The organism is Streptomyces sp. SN-593, assembly GCF_016756395.1.
GTDB classification, from domain to species: Bacteria; Actinomycetota; Actinomycetes; order Streptomycetales; family Streptomycetaceae; genus Actinacidiphila; species Actinacidiphila reveromycinica.
Window position 1 is genome coordinate 6,835,609 of record NZ_AP018365.1, and the last position, 20,495, is coordinate 6,856,103.

At 75.1% G+C, this 20,495-nt stretch carries 19 protein-coding genes; 8 read left to right on the forward strand and 11 right to left on the reverse strand.

Going from position 1 to position 20,495, the window contains the following annotated elements:
- Positions 1–61 precede the first annotated feature (61 nt).
- The 3 genes from RVR_RS29265 to RVR_RS29275 all read right to left on the reverse strand — a co-directional run bounded on the left by RVR_RS29265 (position 62) and on the right by RVR_RS29275 (position 2,953).
- The gene (locus RVR_RS29265) at positions 62–628 is read right to left on the reverse strand and encodes an isochorismatase family protein (RefSeq protein ID WP_202236910.1); all 567 of its coding nucleotides are present in this window, start codon (positions 626–628) and stop codon (positions 62–64) included.
- 62 nt (positions 629–690) lie between these two features.
- A complete protein-coding gene (locus RVR_RS29270; protein ID WP_237405031.1) occupies positions 691–2,211 on the reverse strand; it encodes an MFS transporter in 1,521 nt (506 codons plus the stop codon).
- Positions 2,212–2,521: 310 nt separating this feature from the next.
- A complete protein-coding gene (locus RVR_RS29275; protein ID WP_202236911.1) occupies positions 2,522–2,953 on the reverse strand; it encodes a MarR family winged helix-turn-helix transcriptional regulator in 432 nt (143 codons plus the stop codon).
- Positions 2,954–3,165: 212 nt separating this feature from the next.
- On the opposite strand from RVR_RS29275, the gene RVR_RS29280 reads away from it, so the two are divergent.
- The 5 genes from RVR_RS29280 to RVR_RS29300 all read left to right on the forward strand — a co-directional run bounded on the left by RVR_RS29280 (position 3,166) and on the right by RVR_RS29300 (position 9,373).
- Positions 3,166–4,545 (forward strand): hypothetical protein, encoded by a 1,380-nt coding sequence (locus RVR_RS29280; protein ID WP_202236912.1) that lies wholly within the window; start codon positions 3,166–3,168, stop codon positions 4,543–4,545.
- 216 nt (positions 4,546–4,761) lie between these two features.
- Entirely contained in the window at positions 4,762–5,604 is an 843-nt protein-coding gene (locus tag RVR_RS29285) for a nitrilase-related carbon-nitrogen hydrolase (protein ID WP_202236913.1), read from the forward strand.
- 4 nt (positions 5,605–5,608) lie between these two features.
- Positions 5,609–6,952 (forward strand): aspartate aminotransferase family protein, encoded by a 1,344-nt coding sequence (locus RVR_RS29290; RefSeq protein ID WP_202236914.1) that lies wholly within the window; start codon positions 5,609–5,611, stop codon positions 6,950–6,952.
- The gene (hydA, locus tag RVR_RS29295; RefSeq protein ID WP_202236915.1) at positions 6,949–8,340 is read left to right on the forward strand and encodes a dihydropyrimidinase; all 1,392 of its coding nucleotides are present in this window, start codon (positions 6,949–6,951) and stop codon (positions 8,338–8,340) included. Before RVR_RS29290 ends, hydA begins: the two co-directional genes overlap by 4 nt.
- A 10-nt stretch (positions 8,341–8,350) precedes the next feature.
- Positions 8,351–9,373 (forward strand): TIGR03842 family LLM class F420-dependent oxidoreductase, encoded by a 1,023-nt coding sequence (locus RVR_RS29300; protein ID WP_202236916.1) that lies wholly within the window; start codon positions 8,351–8,353, stop codon positions 9,371–9,373.
- Positions 9,374–9,483: 110 nt separating this feature from the next.
- On the opposite strand, the gene RVR_RS29305 is transcribed toward RVR_RS29300, so the two are convergent.
- The 8 genes from RVR_RS29305 to RVR_RS29340 all read right to left on the reverse strand — a co-directional run bounded on the left by RVR_RS29305 (position 9,484) and on the right by RVR_RS29340 (position 16,896).
- On the reverse strand, positions 9,484–10,179 hold the full coding sequence (locus RVR_RS29305) for a GntR family transcriptional regulator (protein ID WP_202236917.1): 696 nt from the start codon (positions 10,177–10,179) through the stop codon (positions 9,484–9,486).
- Between the two features lie 133 nt (positions 10,180–10,312).
- Entirely contained in the window at positions 10,313–11,080 is a 768-nt protein-coding gene (locus RVR_RS29310) for an RraA family protein (RefSeq protein ID WP_202236918.1), read from the reverse strand.
- Positions 11,077–11,994, reverse strand: coding sequence for an amidohydrolase family protein (locus tag RVR_RS29315; protein WP_202236919.1), 918 nt, complete (start codon positions 11,992–11,994; stop codon positions 11,077–11,079). Before RVR_RS29315 ends, RVR_RS29310 begins: the two co-directional genes overlap by 4 nt.
- Before the next feature lie 25 nt (positions 11,995–12,019).
- Positions 12,020–13,240, reverse strand: a complete 1,221-nt coding sequence (locus tag RVR_RS29320) for an alpha-hydroxy acid oxidase (RefSeq protein ID WP_202236920.1) — start codon at positions 13,238–13,240, stop codon at positions 12,020–12,022.
- A complete protein-coding gene (locus RVR_RS29325) occupies positions 13,240–13,881 on the reverse strand; it encodes an amidohydrolase family protein (RefSeq protein WP_202236921.1) in 642 nt (213 codons plus the stop codon). The genes RVR_RS29320 and RVR_RS29325 overlap by 1 nt, the downstream gene beginning before the upstream one ends.
- 209 nt (positions 13,882–14,090) lie before the next feature.
- Positions 14,091–14,909, reverse strand: coding sequence for a YoaK family protein (locus RVR_RS29330; RefSeq protein WP_202236922.1), 819 nt, complete (start codon positions 14,907–14,909; stop codon positions 14,091–14,093).
- Positions 14,910–15,450: 541 nt separating this feature from the next.
- Positions 15,451–16,158 carry a GntR family transcriptional regulator gene (locus tag RVR_RS29335; RefSeq protein WP_202236923.1) on the reverse strand — a complete coding sequence of 236 codons (708 nt, stop codon included), beginning with the start codon at positions 16,156–16,158 and terminating at the stop codon, positions 15,451–15,453.
- A gap of 147 nt (positions 16,159–16,305) precedes the next feature.
- Positions 16,306–16,896, reverse strand: a complete 591-nt coding sequence (locus RVR_RS29340; protein ID WP_202236924.1) for a TetR/AcrR family transcriptional regulator — start codon at positions 16,894–16,896, stop codon at positions 16,306–16,308.
- A gap of 62 nt (positions 16,897–16,958) precedes the next feature.
- Between RVR_RS29340 and RVR_RS29345 the strand changes: the two genes are divergently transcribed.
- From RVR_RS29345 to RVR_RS29355, 3 genes are all read left to right on the forward strand, one after another.
- A complete protein-coding gene (locus RVR_RS29345; RefSeq protein ID WP_202236925.1) occupies positions 16,959–17,951 on the forward strand; it encodes an SDR family NAD(P)-dependent oxidoreductase in 993 nt (330 codons plus the stop codon).
- 139 nt (positions 17,952–18,090) lie between these two features.
- Positions 18,091–18,996 (forward strand): inositol monophosphatase family protein, encoded by a 906-nt coding sequence (locus tag RVR_RS29350; RefSeq protein ID WP_202236926.1) that lies wholly within the window; start codon positions 18,091–18,093, stop codon positions 18,994–18,996.
- Entirely contained in the window at positions 18,993–20,426 is a 1,434-nt protein-coding gene (locus tag RVR_RS29355; RefSeq protein WP_202236927.1) for a phytoene desaturase family protein, read from the forward strand. The genes RVR_RS29350 and RVR_RS29355 overlap by 4 nt, the downstream gene beginning before the upstream one ends.
- Positions 20,427–20,495 lie beyond the last annotated feature (69 nt).

The window sequence follows — 20,495 nt, forward strand, 5'->3', positions numbered from 1 at the left end:
CCGGTCGGGTCCGGCCCGGCGCGGGTCGGGCGCGGTCAGGTCCCGGGCCGGGAACGCCGGGTCAGTTGCCGGCGGCGGGCAGCAGCGCCAGGATCTCGTCGGTGCCGCCGGTCTCCCCGAGCCGCGGGAAGATCCGCTGCACGGAGTTGGCGTGCGCGTCCGCGTCGGTGTCGGTCACCGCGTCGGTGGCGATCGTGACGTGGTAGCCGGCCTCGAAGGCGTCGCGGGCGGTGGACTCCACACCGATGCTGGTCGAGATGCCGACCAGCACGATCTGGGTCACCCCGCGCCGGCGCAGCTCCATGTCGAGCCCGGTGCCGTAGAACGCGCCCCACTGCTGCTTGCTGACGGTGATGTCGGAGGGCTGCCGGTCCAGCTCCCCGACGAGGTCGGCCCAGCCGTCGGGGAAGGAGACGGGGCCGCCGGGGCCGCCGTCGGTGCGGCCGGGGGCCACGCCGGTGACGTTCACCAGGACCACCGGCAGGTCGCGCGCCCGGAAGGCGGCGGCGAGCCGGGCGGCGCGCTCGACCACCTCGGCGGACGGGTGGACGGTCGGTAGCGCGGTGATGCCCTGCTGGAGGTCGATGACGACGAGCGCGGTGCGGGCGTCGAGGGTGGTCGCGGTCATGGCGGAGTGCTCTCTCTCACGGGATGGGTGGTGGTGCGTGGTCGTACGGGAAAGGTCGTGGGTCACCGCTCCGGCCGGCGCAGCGACCGGTCGGCCACGGTGAGCAGCAGGACGACGACCCCGAGCACCGCCGAGGTCAGCGCCATCTCGTGCAGGCCCGCGTCGGTGGCCCGCCGGCCGTAGAACAGGCCGATCAGGCTCGCCGCGGTGATCGCGCCGAGGTACTGCGAGGTGCGCTGCAACCCGGCCGCGCTGCCGGTCTCGCCGGGAGGCGCCTGGGCGTAGACCGCCGCCTGGTTGCCGGTGGCGGTCAGGCCCTGCGGCAGGCCGAACAGCGCGCCCGCCGCGCACAGCGCGAACGCGGGGGTGGTGTGCCCTGCGGCCAGCAGCAGCCCGCCGCCGCCGGTCAGCAGCACCGCGGAGGCGGTCAGCGGCCCCCTGATCCCCTTCGTCCGCGCGCCCAGCAGCGACGTGGCCATCGCCGCCACCGACATCGGCAGCATCAGCAGCCCGGCCGTCGCCGAGGAGTAGCCGTGCGCGTCCTCCAGCCACTGCGCGTAGCCGTACATCACGCAGTACACGACCAGGTACGTCATGCCGTGCCGCAGGTACGTCAGCGACAGCGGGCGGTTGCGGGCCAGCATGCGCAGGTCGAGGAACGGCGCGCTGCGGCGCAGCTCCCACCGGGCGAGCACACCGGCCAGCACGGCGGCCACCGGCAGCAGCGGCCACGGCGGTGCCGACAGCCGCATCAGGAAGAGCATCAGGGTGGTGAGGAGCGCCGCGAACAGGGCGATCCCGACGGGGTCGATGCTGCCCGGACGTCCGCTTCCGCTTCCTGGGGCACCCGAGCCGGGCGTGGCCGGGGCCGGCGCCGCGGGCGGGGCGGCGACCGGCGCCGGGGACGTGCGCGGCAGCCAGAGCGCCGCCAGCACGAACCCGGCCAGCGCGAGCGGAAGGTTCACCGCGAAGACGGCGCGCCAACCCAGCGTCGCGGCGAGCACGCCGCCCAGCACCGGGCCGACCGCCGCGCTCGACAGGCCCGCCAGGGACAGCAGCCCCAGCACCGGGCGCGGCGTCGGGACGCCGATCCGCTGCGAGTGGGCCCGCAGCAGCGCCATCGCCGCCGGGTACGCCGCCGACGTGCCGATGCCGAGCATCACGCGGGAGACGATCAGCCACGCCAGGGAGGGAGCCGCGGTGCCCACCACTCCCGCCGCGGCCACCACGAGCAGCCCGGTCAGGAACACCCGGCGCGGGCCGAGCCGGTCCGCGAGCCGTCCCATCGTCGGCTGCGCCACCGCGCTGGCCAGGTAGAGGCTCGACACCAGCCAGGCCGTGTCCGCGGCGCCCGCGTGGAAGCTGCCGCCGATCGCGACCAGCGCGGTGGCGATCATCGTGGAGTTGATCGGGTTGAGGACGGCGCCGAGCATCAGCGGCACCACCAGGCGGGGTCCGAAGCCGGGGGCGGCGCCCTCGGCGGGCCGCGCGGCCTGGGGGTCCGCGGCTTCCGGCGGCCGCTCGGCGCCGGGTGTCCCCGGCTCCCAGCGCCCGCGCGCGGGGCCGTTCGTCGCCCGGCTCACCGGTCGGCCGTCCGGTGGCCGCCGGGCCGACGGGTGCCGGGCCTACGGGTGCGGGGGCGCGGCCGACGATCCGGGGGAGGGGCGAGGCGCGCGCACCGGCCGGTGCACGTGCGGAGGGCGGGGATCGCGCGAGCCGTGGGAGGTGTGCCGACCGGGTGCCGCGGGCCGGCCGAGGGGTGTGGGGCGACCGGGTGCCGTGGGGCGACCACCGGGCGTGTCCGGAAGGCGGAGCGTGTGCGGGTGAGGGCGGGCCGTATGCGTGCGGCGGTGGAACGTGCCCGAGGGCCCGGCCGTGCCGCGGGTATTCCGGTCACGACTCGACCAGGCGTCGCAGCAGCGGTACCAGGTCCGTCATCGCGCGCTGCTCGGCCGGGCTGAGCCGCGCCTCCATCACCTCGGCGAGCCATCCTCGGCGCGCCCGGCGGCCGGTGCGCAGCAGGTGCGCGCCCTCGTCGGTGAGGGAGAAGACGACCTGGCGGCCGTCGGTCGGGTGCGGCGCGCGCGCGACCAGCCCGCGCTCCTCCAGTGCGGCGAGCGTCATCCGCATGGACTGCGGCCTGACCAGCTCGCCCCGCGCCAGTGCCGCGGTGGTGGCCGGGCCCTCGCGGTCGAGCCGGCTGATCACCGACTGCTGGGAGGGGGTGATCTCCGCCCCGCTCGACGCGATCCGCATCCGGCGCGACAACTGCGCGACGAGCGTGGTCAGCTCGTCGGCGGTCCGGAGTCGTTCGGCCTGTGACATGCCTCCACCGTAGGAGATCGACAGGAAGACTTGCAAGTTTGCCTGTCGAGACCGGGCGGCGGGGCCGTACGGCCGCCCCGCCCCCGCCCGCGCGTCCCGGCGGGCGGGACCAGGAGCGAAAAGAGCGCGTAGCGGGCACGTAACGCAACGGGTGTGCAATGCCGGACGGAGGCCGGGCGGGCGGAGCCCGGCGTGTGAGGGCGGAGGGCGCGGTGGCGGCCGAGTTTGCGTACTACTTCCGGTCGTTGCTCGCGGCACTCGGTGAACGGCCCGGCTGGTACGGCGTGTTCGCCCAGCGGCACCCGGAGGACGCGGCCGCCTACGGCAGCGGGCGGCGGCTCCCGCCGTGGGACGTGGTGCGTACGGTGCTGCGCGACGTCGCGGTCAACGGCGGTGCGGCGGACGCCGATCCGGGCGAGGCGGGCCGGGCGTACGCGCTGCACCGGGCCGCGGTCGTCGCCGAGGACGCGCTGCCCGGTGCGGCCGACGTGCTGCGCGCCCGGCTGGACGCGGCGATCCGGGAGCGCGACACCGCGGCGGCGCGGGCCAGGGCCGCCGCGCGCGCCTGCGAGGACGCCGACGGCCGCTCCGGGGGAGCGCAGGGCGCCCGGCTGGCCCACGGCCTGGCGTGGGCGCGGGACGACCTGGCCCGGGCATCGGCGCGCTGCGGGGAACTGCGGGAGAGGCTGCTGGCCGCCGCGGGCACGGACGCGGGTGTCGGCGCCGCCGGTGCGGGCGGTGGCCGGTCCGAGGCCGCGGAGGTACGGCGGCCCACGGGCGCGCGGTTCGCGGGCGCGGGCGGCGGGAGCGGTGGGGACGGTGCCGGGGGTGGGAGCGGTGCGGGCGGAGCCGGCGGCGGGAACGAGGGGAGCGGCGCGGGCGCCCCCACCCCGGCGCCCACCCGGACCCGGACCTGGACCCGGTCCTCGGCGCCGCGCGGCGCCCGGTTCGCCGGCGCCCCCACCGCGGAGACGTTACTGCCCGCGCCGCCCGTGCCCGCCGCGGGGCAGGCGCCCAGCGGGGCGCGGTTCGCCGGCGCTCCCAGGACGCGCTCCGCGCCCGCCGCCTCGGCCGCCCCCGACCCGCGCTGGACCGGCGAGGCGCAGGCCGCCGCGGCCCGGCTCGGCGCGCTGCGGCGGGCCGGGGAGAGCGGGGCCGCCTACCTCGTCCTGTGCGCCGCGGCGGAGGGGCCCGCCGACCGTATCCCGTACGTCGTCCGGGAGTTGGAGCGCACCGGGCTCGGGGCCGATGTGGCCACCCTGCTCTGGGAGATCGCCGCGCTCCCGCCGGAGCCGCTCGCCGAGGCCGCCGCCGCGCTCGCCGGCGACGGGCGCGGCGGCGACTGCCTGACGCTGCTGCGGCAGGCCGCCGCCCGCAGTCCCGAGGACGTCGCCGTCGTGGCCGAAACCCTCCACCGGGCCGGGCGGGCCGGCGAGGCGGGCGAGTTGCTGGAGACCCTGGCGCGCTCGCGTCCCGCCGCCACCGCGGCCGCCGTCGCCCGCACCCGCCCCTCCCTGGCGGCGCCCCTGCTGGCCGCCGCCTCCCGCGTCTCCCGCCCCTGCCACCGCGAGATCTCCGCGGCGCTCGGCTGAGAACCGCCCCGCCGCCCCCCGGCGATTCCCGCGGCGGCCGACCCGTCACGCGGGCGGGCCGATGCCGCCGTACGGGTCGGGAGGGTGCGAAACAAGGCCGTTGTCGGCTGGTAACCGCAGGGGCCTTGCCACAGTGGTGCGCGGGACTTACGTTCGTCGGACGGCTGGGATCTACGGGCGTAGAACCGACGTGACGTCACGTCAGAGGAGCTGCGGATGAGCAACGTCGTCAGGGCCGCGCTGGTGCAGGCCACCTGGACCGGGGACACCGAGTCCATGATCGCCAAGCACGAGGAGCACGCGCGGGCCGCGGCCGCACAGGGCGCGAAGGTGATCGGCTTCCAGGAGGTGTTCAACGCCCCCTACTTCTGCCAGGTGCAGGAGGCCGAGCACTACCGGTGGGCCGAACCGGTGCCGGACGGCCCGACGGTGCGCCGGATGCGGGAGCTGGCCCGGGAGACCGGGATGGTCATGGTCGTGCCGGTCTTCGAGGTCGAGCAGTCCGGCTTCTACTACAACACCGCCGCGGTGATCGACGCCGACGGCACCTACCTCGGCAAGTACCGCAAGCACCACATCCCGCAGGTCAAGGGCTTCTGGGAGAAGTACTACTTCAAACCCGGCAACCTCGGCTGGCCGGTCTTCGACACCGCGGTCGGCCGGATCGGCGTGTACATCTGCTACGACCGCCACTTCCCCGAGGGCTGGCGCGCCCTCGGCCTGGCCGGGGCCCAGCTCGTCTACAACCCGTCGGCCACCAGCCGCGGCCTGTCGGCGTACCTGTGGCAGTTGGAGCAGCCGGCCGCCGCCGTCGCCAACGCGTACTTCGTCGCGGCGATCAACCGCGTCGGCACCGAGCCGTACGGCGACAACGACTTCTACGGCACCAGCTACTTCGTGGACCCGCGCGGACAGCTCGTGGACGGCGCCGCCTCCGACACCGCGGAGGAACTGCTCGTCCGCGACCTCGACCTCGACCTGATCGACGAGGTCCGCCAGACCTGGGCGTTCTACCGCGACCGCAGGCCCGACGCCTACGGCGACCTGACGGAGGCGTGAGCAGATGGCAACCGCGACCGGCAGCGCGCACGCCGCGCTGCACGCCCGCCACCAGGCGGTGCTGCCCGACTGGCTGGCCACCTACTACGCCCGGCCGATCGAGCTGACCCACGGCGCCGGCCGCTACGTGTGGGACGCCGAGGGCAACCGCTACCTGGACTTCTTCGGCGGCATCCTCACCACGATGACCGCCCACGCGCTGCCCGAGGTGACCGCCGCGGTCACCGAGCAGGCCGGCAGGATCCTGCACACCTCGACGCTCTACCTCAGCCGGCAGGCGGTCGAACTCGCCGAGCGGATCGCCCAGTTGTCCGGCATCCCGGACGCACGGGTGTTCTTCACCACCTCGGGCACCGAGGCCAACGACACCGCGCTGCTGCTGGCCACCACGTACCGCCGCTCCAACCAGGTGCTGGCGCTGCGCAACAGCTACCACGGCCGGTCCTTCACCTCCATCGGCATCACCGGCAACTCCGCCTGGTCCCCGACCAGTCTCTCCCCGCTCCAGACGCTCTACGTGCACGGCGGGGTCCGCACCCGCGGGCCCTACGCGCACCTGACGGACGCCGAGTTCACCGACGCCTGCGTGGCGGACCTGGAGGACCTGCTCGGGCAGGCGAACGGCACCGTCGCGGCGCTGATCGCCGAACCGGTGCAGGGCGTGGGCGGGTTCACCTCCGGCCCGGACGGGCTGCTCGCCGCGTTCAAGCGGGTGCTGGACCGGCACGGCATCCTGTGGATCACCGACGAGGTGCAGACCGGGTGGGGCCGCACCGGCGACCACTTCTGGGGCTGGCAGGCCCACGACCAGGCCGGCCCGCCGGACATCCTCACCTTCGCCAAGGGCATCGGGAACGGCCTGTCCATGGGCGGCGTGGTGGCGCGCGCGGAGGTGATGAACTGCCTGGGCGCGAACTCCATCTCCACCTTCGGCGGCAGCCCGATCACCACCGCGGGCGCCCTGGCCAACCTCACCTACCTGCTCGACCACGACCTCCAGGGCAACGCCCGCCGGGTCGGCGGCCTGCTGCGCGCCCGGCTGGACGCGGTCGCCGCGCGCAGCGGCATCGTCCGCGAGGTGCGCGGCCGCGGCCTGATGCTCGGGGTCGAACTCGTCGAGCCCGGCACCGACACCCCGTCGCCGGCCGCCGCCGCCCTCGTCCTGGAGGCCGCCCGCGAGCGCGGCCTGCTGATCGGCAAGGGCGGCCGGGACGGCAACGCGCTGCGCATCGCCCCGCCGCTGAGCCTGACCGTGACCGAGGCGGAGGAGGGCGCCGCCGCACTGGGCGAGGCGCTGGCCGCCGCGCAGGCCGAGCTCGGGAAGCCGGCCGAGGGGGGCACGCGATGACCCGCACGCTCATCACCGGCGGCCTGGTCGTCACCGCAGCCGAGGAGACGCACGCCGACGTGCTGGTCGAGGACGGCCGGGTGGCCGCCCTGGCGACCCCGGGCAGCCAGCAGTGGACGGCGGACCGGGTGATCGACGCGTCGCGGAAGTACGTCGTCCCCGGCGGCGTGGACGCGCACACGCACATGGAGATGCCGTTCGGCGGCACCTTCTCCTCCGACACCTTCGAGACCGGCACCCGCGCGGCCGCCTGGGGCGGCACGACCACGATCATCGACTTCGCCATCCAGTCGAAGGGCGGTTCGCTGCGGGCGGGACTGGACGCCTGGCACGAGAAGGCGGACGGGCGCTGCGCGATCGACTACGGCTTCCACATGATCGCCTCCGACGTGAACGAGTCGACCCTGAAGGAGATGGACGCCCTCGTGGAGGAGGGCGTGACCTCGTTCAAGCTGTTCATGGCGTACCCGGGGGTCTTCTACTCCGACGACGGGCAGATCCTGCGGGCGATGCAGCGGGCCGGACAGAACGGCGGCCTGATCATGGTGCACGCCGAGAACGGCATCGCCATCGACGTCCTCGTGGAGCAGGCGGTGGCCCGCGGGCACACCGATCCGCGCGTCCACGGCGAGGTGCGGAAGGCGCTGCTGGAGGCGGAGGCCACCTACCGCGCGATCAAGCTGGCCCAGGTGGCCGGCGCGCCGCTGTACGTGGTCCACGTGTCGGCGGCCGAGGCGGTGGCGGAACTGACCCGCGCGCGGGACGAGGGCCTCAACGTCTTCGGTGAGACCTGCCCCCAGTACCTGTTCCTGTCCACGGACAACCTCGCCGAGCCGGACTTCGAGGGCGCGAAGTACGTGTGCTCGACACCGCTGCGGCCGCGCGAGCACCAGGCGGCGCTGTGGCGGGGACTGCGGTCGAACGACCTCCAGGTGGTCTCCACGGACCACTGCCCGTTCTGCTTCACCGGCCAGAAGGAACTGGGCCGCGGCGACTTCTCCAAGATCCCCAACGGCCTGCCGGGTGTCGAGAACCGGATGGACCTGCTGCACCAGGCGGTCGTGGACGGGCACATCAGCCGCCGCCGCTGGATCGAGATCGCCTGCGCCACACCGGCCAGGATGTTCGGCCTCTACCCGCAGAAGGGCACGATCGCACCGGGCTCGGACGCGGACATCGTGATCTACGACCCGCGGGCCGAACAGGTGATCTCGGCCGAGACCCACCACATGAACGTCGACTACTCCGCCTACGAGGGCAGGCGGCTGACCGGCCGGGTGGAGACCGTGCTCTCGCGCGGCGAGCCCGTCATCTCGCAGCGTACGTACACCGGGCGGGCCGGCCACGGCGCCTACACGCCGCGGTCCACCTGCCAGTACCTGAACTAGGGGGCCTCCCTTGGACTTCGGACTCGTCCTTCAGACCGACCCGCCGGCCTCCCGGGTGGTCGCCCTGATGCGGCGCGCGGAGCGCAACGGCTTCACCCACGGCTGGACCTTCGACTCGGCCGTGCTGTGGCAGGAGCCGTTCGTCATCCTCAGCCAGGTGCTCGCGGCGACGGAGCACCTGAAGGTCGGCACGATGGTCACCAACCCCGGCACCCGCACCTGGGAGGTGACCGCGTCCTCCTTCGCCACCCTGAACGACATGTACGGCAACCGCACGGTCTGCGGTATCGGCCGCGGCGACTCGGCGATGCGGGTCGCCGGCCGCAAGCCGAACACCCTGGCCCGGATCAGCGCCGCGATGAGGGTGATCCGGGCGCTGGGCCGGGGGGAGGAGGCCGACCTCGGCGGCGGGACGGCGGTCCGGTTCCCCTGGATCTCCGAGGGCGCGGAACTCCCCGTGTGGATGGCCGCGTACGGGCCGAAGGCGTTGAGGATGGCGGGGGAGGAGGCCGACGGCTTCATCCTCCAACTCGCCGACCTCTACCTCACCGCCTCCATGGTGAAGGCGGTGCGGGGGGCCGCGGAGGCGGCGGGCCGCGACCCCGCCTCGGTCACCGTCTGCGTGGCCGCGCCGGCGTACGTCACCGAGGACGACTCTCCGGCCGCCCTCGCCCACGCCCGGGACCAGTGCCGCTGGTTCGGCGGGATGGTCGGCAACCACGTCGCCGACCTGGTCGCCCGCTACGGCGCCCACTCGTCGGACGTCCCCGACGAGCTGACCGACTACATCAAGGCGCGTGAGGGCTACGACTACTCCCACCACGGCCGCACGGGCAACCCCGACACCGCGTTCGTGCCGGACGAGATCGTGGACCGCTTCTGCGTGATCGGCCCGGTCGAGGCACACGTCGAGAAGCTGTCGGCGCTCCGGGCCGCGGGCGTCGACCAGTTCGCCGTCTACGACATGCACGACGCCCAGGAGAGCGTCATCGACGCGTACGGCAGCCGCGTCATCCCGGCCCTCAACGCCTGACCGGGACCGGATCGGGACCGACCCGGGCCGCTCGCAGCCGCTCGCAGCCGCTCGCAGCCGCTCGGAGCCGCTCCGGGCCGCGCCCGGGGCGCCCGGCGGGCCCGGCGGGGTCACTCCTCGCCGAAGCGGGCCAGCGCCGACTCCATCAGGACGGTGATGTGGCGACGCATCAGGTCGGCGGCCAGGTCGCCCTCGCCCGCCCGGATCGCCTTGGCGACGGCGACGTGGTCGTCGGCCCGCCCCGCCTGGTCGGGGGGTGCGGGCAGGTCGCGCCGGGAGAGGGTCAGCGTGAAGACGTGCGCCTGCTCGACGGCCTTGCGGAGCAGGGCGTTGTCCGTCGCCTGGGCGATGCGCAGGTGGAAGTCCCGGCCGGCCGCGTAGTACTCGTCGCTGCTGTCGGCGCCCGCCACCGCCCGCTGCGCGCTGGCGGCCACCTGGTCCCTGACCGTCGCGCCGGCCCGCTGCGCGGCGAGCCGGGCGCAGTGCGGCTCCATGTACAGGCGGAACTCGTACGCCTCGTGGATCAGTTGGCGGGAGGGCGTGATGACCCGCAACTGTCTGCCGTCCGGCACCAGCAGGCCGGCCTCCTTCAGCCGGATCATCGACTCCCGCACCGGCGTCTTGCTCACGTTGAGCCGGGTCGCCAGGTCGCTCGCGGTCATCACGCTGCCCGGGGCGAGCGACTTGTTGATGATCGCGTCACGGACCAGTTCGAAGACGAAGTCGGTGAGGCTGTCGGGGCGCGCCGGAGCACCGGGGAACAGCACGGGGTCCGGAGTCACCGAGGTGGATTCGCGAGGGCTCATGCGCGGGACAACTCTCCTTCGAACTGCCGCGTCGTCCTGGCGAGCGGCACTTCCCGACCGGGCACCGGAGGGTCCGTCACTCCGATGCGTACTTCGTATCCAGTATTCTGTACTCTTCGCGGGCCGGGCATCGCTACGCGCGATCCGGCCGACTTGCGGCGGTCGGCCCCGGGGGGACCGGCCACCGGTGGTAGGCCGCCGGCACCACGGTGGCCCCGCGTTCGGCCATGGCCGCGCGGGTCCGGTGGAACACCACGTCGGCGCGCGACCGCCGCGCCTCCCCGCCGGACGCGAGGTCCGACGGCCGTCCCTTCGCCGCCTCGACCTCACGGTGGGCGGCCAGCACCGCCGCGGCCTGGTCGGCGGGCACCACCACGATGCCGTCGCCGTCCGCCGCGACGACGTCGCCCGGCTGCACCACCACCCCGCCGCAGGCGACCGGGACGTTGACCTCGCCCCAGCCGGCCGTGGAGGTCCCGCTGCGGGGGGTGACCGCGCGGGCCGCGACCGGCAGGCTGAGGGACGCGATCTCGTCGAGGTCCCGTACCGCGCCGTCGACCACGAGGCCCGCCACGCCCCGGTCACGGGCGGCCAGCAGGACGGTGCCGCCGAGCACCGCGCGGTCCGTGGCCCCGAAGGCGTTGACCACCAGCACGTCACCGGGACGGGCCAGGCCGATCGCCTCCCGCAGCATCAGCCCGTCGCCGGGCGAGACGGCCACGGTCACGGCGGGCCCGGTGACCCTGGCGGCGGGCGTCACGACCGGGCGGATCCCGCTGTCCATGGTGTACAGGCCGTGCATGGCGTCGGAGAGGTTGCCCACTGCGGCGCCGGCGAAGCCCTCCAGCAGGGCCCGGTCCGGGCGCAGGACGTCCTGGTGGACGCGGAAGCCGACGTTCACGCGTGCCCTCCCGCTTCGGCGGCCGTCTCGCGCGGGGTGTCCCGCGGGCCGGCCCCCGTCCTGGCGGCCGCCGGTTCCCCCAGCCCGAGCCAGCGCGCGATGCCGTCGCCGAGCAGCGAGGCGCGCTCGGCCGGCGACAGCCCGGGCAGGCCCGTGCGGAAGAGGTCCAGCCACTCCGCGTAGGGGCAGCACAGCCGGGACAGGTCGCTGCCCCAGAACACCCGGTCGGCGCCGAACAGTTCCAGCGCCGCCAGCACGGCCGGCGCCAGCTCCCCCGGGTCCGTGCCCGGCGGCAGGTAGTTCGGCAGCGCCGACGCCTTCACGCTGACGTTGGGGCACGCCGCCAGACCGGCGAGCCGGGCGATGTCCGGCAGGAGCCGCCCCACCGTCGGCCGCCGCGTGCCGAGGTTGAGGTGGTCGAGGGTGATGCGCAGACCGGGGTGGGCGCGGGCCACCTCCTCCAGCGCGTCCTCCATACCGGCGGCCAGCACCATGACGGGGATGTCCAGCCGCTCGCACACCTGCCACAGCCATCCGGCGCCGCCCTCGGCGAGCACCCGCCGCAGGTGGTCCTGGTTGAACGCCAGCCGGAACCCGGTCAGGCGGAAGTCCCGCCGCCGCGCCGCCAGTTCCCGGACCCCGATCGGCCGGTGGAGCGGGAGGCGGCCGAACGCCAGGAACCGGTCCGGGAGCCCGGCCACCGCGTCGCGGACGAGTTCGTTGCTGTCCCCGGCGAAGGAGGGCGGCACGAGGACCGCCATGTCCACGCCCGCGCCGTCCATGGCCCCCACCAGTTCCCCGGTCCCGAGGGGGTCGTCCAGGCGGTGGACGAACGGCAGGTCCCGGGCGCCCGGCGGCCAGGGGTGCGCCGGGGCGTCCGGCCGCCAGACGTGGACCTGGGAGTCGATGATCATGTGCGCTCCTCCTCCTGACGCCGGCTCAACGGTCCTGGTCCACGACGGGCGCGCCGACCGGGAACACGCACGACGGGTCCAGGTCCGCGAGGCTCTTCACGCCCATCAGCGTCATGGCCCGGGACATCTCCTCGCCCAGGATCTCCAGCACCCGTCGCACGCCGTTCTCCCCGTCGACGGCCAGGCCGTACAGGTAGGGCCGGCCGATCAGGACGGCCCGCGCGCCGAGCGCCAGGGCCTTGATCACGTCGGTGCCGCGCCGGATCCCGCCGTCGAACAGCACCTCGGCGCCGGTGCCGACACGCTCCACGATCGCCGGGAGCGCGTCCAGGCTCGCCGGGGCCCCGTCGAGCTGGCGCCCGCCGTGGTTGGAGACGACCAGGCCGTCCGCGCCCACGTCGACGGCCCGCGCCGCGTCCTGCGGGTCGAGCACGCCCTTGACGTACAGCGGGCCGTCCCAGCGCTTGCGCATCCAGGCGAGGTCGTCCCAGGACAGCTCGCGGCGCATCATCCTCTCCTGCTTGACCAGCGAGGACATCGCCGCCCTGCTGCCGCCGGTGTCGACCAGGTTGCGCATGGAGATCCGCTGGTGGCGCACGAAGCCGTACGCCCACCGCGGGTGCAGCGCGCCGCTCATCGCGCGGCGCGGGGTCATGACCGGGGGCTTGCCGAGCCCGCGGCGGCGCTCGGCCTCCTTGTTGCCCGACATCGGCACGTCGGCCGTGACGAACATCGCCCGGAAACCGGCCTCCTGGGCCCGGTCCATCAGCGAGGCCACGACGTTGTTCTGCATCGATCCGGTCGAGGACGAGCTGTCGTGGTACGGGTAGAGCTGGAAGAAGTGGTCCCGCTCGGTGGCCTCGGCGACCTCCTCGTACGAGTACGAGCTGGCGGTGCTGAGCACGGCCAGGGTGCCGGCCTTCTCGGCGGCGACGCACGCCGCGCGCTCGCCCGACCAGTGCACCAGCCCGGACAGCCCGGTCGGCGCCAGCAGCACCGGCAGGTCCAGGCGGTCGCCGGCGACGGTGGTGCCGAGGTCCACGGGCTCGTTGCCCACCAGGACGCGCTGGCGCAGCGCGTACCGGGCGAACGCCTCGCGGTTGTGGGCCAGGGTGACGTTGTCCTCCGCTCCGTAGTCGAAGAAGGACCACACCATGTCGGGCAGGCTGCGGCGGGCCTGCCGCCGGTAGTCGTCGATGTTGATCGGCTCACGGCCGGCGGTGAGCTGGTACTTGAACACGGTCATCAGGGCCTCCACGGTGACGGGTGGGCGGGCGGGGCGGGGGGCGGGACGGGGATCCGGTACACCGCGCGCGCCGTCCCGCGGAACAGGGCCGCCTTCTCGTCGGCGCTCGCGTCCGCCACGATGCGCTTGTAGGTGTTCCACAGGACCCGGTAGGAGCACGTCACCCGGTCCACCGGGAAGTTGCTCTCGAACATGCAGCGGTCGACGCCGAACAGCTCGATCACCCAGCGGACGTCCTCGGCCCAGTGGGCGGCCAGTTCCCCGGAGGTGGGCGGGACGGCGTCGGGGTCCAGGCCGTCGGCGGCCAGGGCCCGGCGCGCCTCGGGGCCGCGCCGGGCGACGACGGCCGAGGGCTCGATCATCAGCGGGAAGCCGATGCCGCCCAGCTTGACGTGGACGCTGGGCACGCGTGCGAGGTCGGTCAGCGCGGCGCGCCAGGCCGCGCGCACCGACTCCCGGCGGCCGGCGTAGGGGCCGACCGCGAGAGGGCCGCCCAGGTGGTCGACGACCACCGGGACCTCGGGCCGGCTCCGGCACAGGTCGCGCAGCCCGGGCAACTGGTGGTGGTACACCCAGGCGTCGAACGACAGGCCCCTACGGGCGAGTTCGGCGAACCCGGCCCGGAAGCCCGGCTCGCTCACGGCAGCTCCTCGCATCCACACCACTGCACAGCGGTGTGACTCGCATCACTCCCGCCTCGGAATACGGAACGCGATATATGGAACATCGGCCGGGGGGAAGGGGTTAGTTTCCGCGGAGTTAACCGGGCGTTGCCGGAAGGCCCAGGTCAGCGGGTCGAAATCGGCTGCGGGCGGCGCGGCCTGACGGGGCCGCACGCGCCCGACCCGGCTCAGGACCCGCTGGTGCCGTGGGCCTCGCGCAGTTCGGCGGGGTGGCGGCGCAGCCGGAAGACGACCACGGCGAGGACGGCCAGGAGCGGAGGCAACAGGGCGAGCCCGCGCACGTGTTCCGCCAGGACGGCGCCGCACACGGCCCCTCCGACCAGGGCGGGCAGGCCGACCACCGCGGCCGGGTCCACATGCCGCCGGCGGCCGGTGAAGAGCGCCTCGACCAGGGTGGTGAGCGCGCCCGTCATGAAGGTGGTCGAGGGGGTGCCGGCAACGGAGCGCAGGGCCGCGCCCTGAGCGCCCAGCGCCAGGGCCGCGCCGACCAGGAGCACGTCCGTGGCCCGGGCCGGAGGCCGCCCGTGGTAGGCGAACCAGGCCGCGTTGACCGCCGCCAGCACCGCGCACTCGGCGGCGAGCACGACGGTCGCCCGCCCGGGCCACTCGCCCGACGGGCCCCAGTGGGCGAACCCGTGCCCCAGCCGGCTTCCCGCGGCGACCCCCAGGACGTAGCCGGCCACGGCCAGCACGGCGTGCACGGCGGGGGTGGCCGTGCCGGTGCCGATCGCGCGGCCGACGAAGATCAGGTTCCCGGTGACGACACTGGTGAACGCGCCGCCCAGCGCGATGAGGCTGACGACGTCGACGCACCCGCTGGCGAAGGCCAGCAGGCCCACGAGCGGGATCTTGCCGGTGCCGGTGCCGGTGCTGGAACTGGTGGTGGCGCCGGAGGCGGAACCGGTGCCGGTGGTGGCGCCGGTCTCGCTGCCGGCGCCCCCTCGCGACGTCGGCCCGGAGGGTTCGGAGACTTTGCTGCTGTGCACAGGACATCCCTTGGGTAGGGGCGCCCCACGGCTCGCCCGTGCCTCCGCGCGCTGGGGCGCTTCGGCGCACGGCCGCTCCGCCGCGGGCCGAGGCCGGCGGACGGGGGACCGCGGCCTGTGCCGCCGGGAGGGCGGGCGGCGCGTGGGGCGCCACGTGCTGGAAGGACACGGGAGTACGTCGTCCGCCCCGGGTCTCGGGGCGGCGCTCCCGTGCGGGAGAAGAGAACGGTCCGGTCGTGCCGGCCGGCGACCTGAGGCCGGCGACCTCCGTCCGGCGGACGGCGGACACTGAACGGCGTACCGCGGATCGAGAAGGGTGAAGAAGGGCGAGGGGTGCGGGTCGGACAGCCGGTGGCGGGCCGCGCCGGTGTCATCGGCGGCGGCCGGGGCGCGGCCCGGGTCGCGCCCGCGTCACCCGGCCCGGAACTCCCCGCCCGCGGCCGGTTAACCCGGCCGGCGGGGCCCGTCCGTCGTCCGGCCGCTGGTCACGCGAGAAATCCGACCCGCGCCCCGGTCGGGCGGGGCGCCGGGCCGGGGCGGGTCACTCGTCCCCGATCCGCTCCAGGGCGGAGACGAGCAGGGACTGCAGGTGCCGCTCCATCAGGTCGAAGGCCCGCCCGCCGTCGCCCTCGCCGATCGCCTGCGCGATGGCCAGGTGGTCGTCGGCGTGTCCGGGCTGGTCTATCGGCCCGTGGGTGTCCCGACGGGTGAGCGTCAGGGTGTAGAGGTGGCTGCGGCGCACGGCGCCGCCGAGCAGGCTGTTGCCGGAGGCGGCGGCCACCCGCCGGTGGAACTCGTACCCGGCGTCGTAGAAGCCGAGCGTGCCGCGGGTGTCCGCCACGACGACGCCCCGCTCGGCCCCGGAGAGCAGGTCGGCGGCCTGCTCCGGCGAGGCGCGCTCCGCCGCGAGTTGGGCGCACTGCGGTTCGAGGCAGACCCGGAACTCGTACGCCTCCCTGATCCGCTGCGGCGACGGCGTCACCACCCGCAGGCGGCGCCCGACCGTCTCCAGCAGCCCCAGTTCCTTGAGCCGGATCATCGACTCGCGCACCGGGGTCTTGCTGACGTTGAGCCGGGTGGCCAGGTCGCTCTCCACGACGGCGCTCCCCGGGGGGAGGGACTTGTCGATGATCGCGGTCCGGATCAGGTCGAAGACGTAGTCGGTCACTCTGTCCGGGCCGGGAGGCAGGGCGCCGAACGCCGCTGGGGCCGTGCTCCCCGGGTCCGGTCCCGGCATACGGGTAGTCATCCGCGTCCCTCCGTCGACCGGTGACCGGTGCGCCGCCGGCCCGCGTCACCAAGGCTGCCGGGTGCGGTGGAGCGTCGGTCCCGTCCACCCTGACCCGATGTCGAGAATACGATATACGAAGAGGGGGTCCGGGGGAGGGAGTGACGGTCAGCGGGTCAGGAGTTCCACGGCGACCCTCATGCGCGCCACGAAGAACTCCCGCGAGGACGCCTGGTGCTTCAGGCCGATCGACGCGCTGATCATCGTCCGCGCGACGTCGGGCGCCGCGTCGCGGTCCGGCCCCGCGGCGAGCGCGTCGGTGAGGAGGTCCTCGAAGCGGCGCGGCGCGGTCCGGGCGATGTCGCCGAGCAGGTCGGGGTGGGCGTCGACGACGTCGCGGACGTCGCGCGCCAGGGGGCCGACGTAGCGGCCCGCCCACTGGTCGAACGCGCCGACGAGGCGCTCGGGGAGGGGGCGCCCGTTGTCGGCCAGGATCCGTTCGACCGCGGCAAGGTCCCGTTCCAGGAGCTGGGTGACCGCGGCCCGGAACAGCGCCTCCTTGGAGGAGAAGAGGAAGTAGAGCCCCGGGCGGGAGATGTGCGCCGCCCGCGCCACCTCCTCCATCGAGGTCTTCCGGTACCCGAACCGCGCGAACGTCGGCAGGGCCGCGTCGAGCACCGCGCTCCGCCGGCGGGCGTCGCCGGCCGCCGGGGTCGCGCCGCGCTCCGCCGGCGGCCGGTCGGCATCAGGGCTGCTCATGGAGCGAGGTTACGAGAAGTGCCCGAACTATACAAACAAGGTCCAGTACGTATAGTGCGTACATGACCGAGCCACGACTGATCACCACTCCCTTCACCGCTGCCAGCACCGCCGACGACGTGCTCCGCGGCCGGGACCTGACGGGCCTGCGCGCGATCGTGACGGGCGCGTCCTCCGGCATCGGGTTCGAGACGGCCCGCGCGCTGGCCTCGGCCGGCGCGGAGGTCACCCTCGCGGTCCGGAACCCGGCCGCGGGTGACGCCGCCGCCGAGTCCGTCGGCAGGGCGACCGGGGGAGCGCGCCCCCGGGTCGCGCGGCTCGACCTGGCCGACCGGGCGAGCGTCACGCGGTTCGCCGACGGGTGGACCGGCCCGCTGCACCTCCTGGTCGACAACGCGGGCGTGGTGACCGGCGGCCTCGAACGGACCGCCGAGGGCTGGGAGGCGCAGTTCGCCACCAACCACCTCGGCCACTTCGCCCTCGCCACCGGCCTGCACCGCGCCCTGGCGCGGGGCGCGTCCGAGCGCGACGGCGCGCGGATCGTCGCGGTCAGCTCGACGGCGCACATGCGGTCGGGCGTGGACTTCGACGACCTCCACTTCGTCCGCCGCGCCTACGACCCGCAGACCGCCTACGCCCAGTCGAAGACGGCCAACTCCCTGTTCGCCGTCGAGGCCACCCGGCGGTGGGCGTCGGACGGGGTCGTGGCCAACGCCGTGAACCCCGGCGGCGTGGCCACCGGACTGCAACGGAACTTCACGCCGCGGCAGCGGGCGTCACTGGACGCGGCCGAGGCCGCCGGCGTCTTCACCTACAAGACGGTCGCGCAGGGAGCGGCCACCACTCTGGTCGCGGCGGTGTCCCCCGAGTTCGCCCGATCCGGCGGCCACTACCTCGACGACTGCCAGGAGGCATACACGGTGCCGGACGACGCGGAGCTCGCGCGGCACCCCCACGGCGTCAAGGCGTGGGCGCGCGATCCCGCCCTCGCCGAACGGCTCTGGGAGGTCTCGGCCGACCTGGTGCACGGCGGGGTCCGAGGCCGCCGCGCCTGAGCGGACCCCTCCCTGGCGCCGGGCGGTGTCCGGGCGGCGGACAGGCAGCGGACAGGCGGCGGGCGGGCCGTGCGCGGGCGGGAGGCGGGAACGCGACCGGGACCCTGGCGGCGGCCCGTTCTCTGGTTGGATAGGGGCCATGGGCAACGATGCAGGTGTGGTCGGGCCGGCTCCGGACGACGCGTTCATGGCCGTGGTCGAGGAGACCGTCAGGGACGTCGTCGCGGCGGAAGTCACCCCGCGCTGGCGGCGCCTGGCCGCGGGCGACATCGTCGAGAAGCACGGCCCGCACGACCTGGTCACCACCGCCGACCGGCGTGCGGAGGAAGCCCTCACCGAGCGGCTGCCCGCCCTGCTGCCGGGGTCGGTCGTGGTCGGCGAGGAGGCCGTCGCCGCGGACCCGTCGCTGCTGGAACTGCTGCGCGGCGACGCCCCGGTGTGGGTGGTCGACCCGGTCGACGGCACCTCGGCGTTCGTCCGTGGCGACGAGGGCTTCTCCACGCTGGTGAGCCTGGTCCGCGGCGGCGAGCCGGTCGCCTCCTGGACGTACGCCCCGCAGTTGGGCCTGTTCGCCACCGCCCGGCGCGGGCAGGGCGCGTACCTCGACGGGGAGCGGCTGCGGACCGCCGCCGACCGCGAGCCGCTGCGGATATGGATCTCCAACCCGGTCTTCCGCCACGACGAGGAGCGCGCCGCGCTGGCCCGCCTGGAGCAGGCCGGTGTCGAGACGGTCCCCTGCACCACCAGCGCGGGCCTGGCCTACCTGGAGGTCGCCCGCGGGATCGCGGACGGGGTGGCCTTCTTCTGGGAGGCGCCCTGGGACCACTCCGCGGGGCTGCTGCTGGTCTCGGAGGCGGGCGGCGCGAGCCTGACGCCTGCCGGCGAGCCGTTCCGCGTGCCCGGCGGCAACCGGCTGCCCTTCACGGTGGCCCGCGACGCGGCGACCGCCCGGCGCGTGATGAGCACCCTGGGCGTCGGCTTCGCCGCGGACGCACGGGGGACCGAGCGCGCGGAGGCCGCCGGCCGGGAAGGCGGCACGCGGTGAGCCGGGCGGTGGTCGCCGACGCCGTCGTGGTCGGAGCCGGCCCGAACGGGCTGACCGCCGCGGTCGAACTCGCCCGCGCCGGCCTGTCCGTGCAGGTCTACGAGGCGGCCGACACGGTCGGCGGCGGCGCCCGCACCGAGGAGTTGACGCTTCCCGGTTTCCGGCACGACCCCTGTTCGGCGGTGCACCCGTTCGGCATCGGCTCGCCCGTCTTCAGCGCGCTGCCGCTGGCCCGGCACGGGCTGGAGTGGCTCCAGCCGCGGGTGCCGATGGCGCACCCCTTCCCCGACGGCACCGCGGCCGTGCTGGGCCGTACGGTCGGCGAGACCGCGGCCTCGCTCGGGCCGCGCGACGCCCCCGCCTACCGCAAGCTGCTCGCTCCGTATGTCGGCCACTGGGAGACCCTGGCGGCGGACTTCTTCCGGCCGCCGTGGTCCGGGCTGCCCAAGGACCCCTACCGCTTCGCCCGGTTCGGGCTCACCGGGCTGCCCCCGGTCGGGGTGCTGGCGCTGAGGTTCCACGACGCGAAGGCCCGGGCTCTGCTCGCGGGCCTGGCCGGGCACGCCATCGCCCGGCTCCGCGAACCGCTCACCGGCGCCATGGCGATGATGTTCGCCCTGGCCGCCCACGAACGCGGCTGGCCGGTGGCGCGCGGCGGCTCCCAGGCGATCAGCGACGCCCTCGCGGCGCACCTCACCGAACTCGGCGGCGCCGTCACCACCGGCGTGACCGTGCGCAAGCTCGACGAGCTCCCGCCGGCCCGCGCCTACGTGTTCGACACCTCGCCCTCCGCGCTGGCCCGGATCGCCGCGCTCGGCGACGCCTACCGCGGCTACCGCCACGGTCCCTCCGTCTTCAAGATCGACTACGCGCTGGACGGCCCCGTGCCGTGGACCGCGCCCGCCGCCCGCGAGGCCGGAACGGTGCACGTCGGCCCCACCTACACGGAGATCGGCGACGCCCTCGACCGCGCCGTCACCGGCCGCCCGCCGCAGACGCCCTTCCTCATCACCTCCCAGCCGACCGTGGTCGACCCCTCGCGCGCGCCGGAGGGCAAGCACGTCTTCTGGGCGTACGCCCATGTCCCGCGCGGCTGGCACGGCGACGCGACCGACGCCGTCGAGCGGCAGATCGAACGGTTCGCGCCCGGCTTCCGCGATCTGGTGCTGGCCCGCGCGGTGACCGGCCCCGCCGGCCTCGCCGCCCGCAACGCCAACTACGTGGAGGGCGACATCGCGTGCGGCGCGTTCTCCGGGCTCCAGACGGTGCTGCGGCCGCGGCTGGCCGCGATCCCGTACGCCACGCGGCGCCCCGGGGTCTTCCTGTGCTCGGCGGCGACCCCGCCCGGGCCGGGCGTGCACGGCATGAGCGGCCACAACGCGGCGAAGGCGGTGCTGCGGCACCTGCGGCGGGCCGCGGCGCGTTCGTAGCCGTAGCCGTAGCCGTAGCCGTAGCCGTAGCCGTAGCCGTAGCCGTAGCCGTGGCGCGTCGGCGGTCGG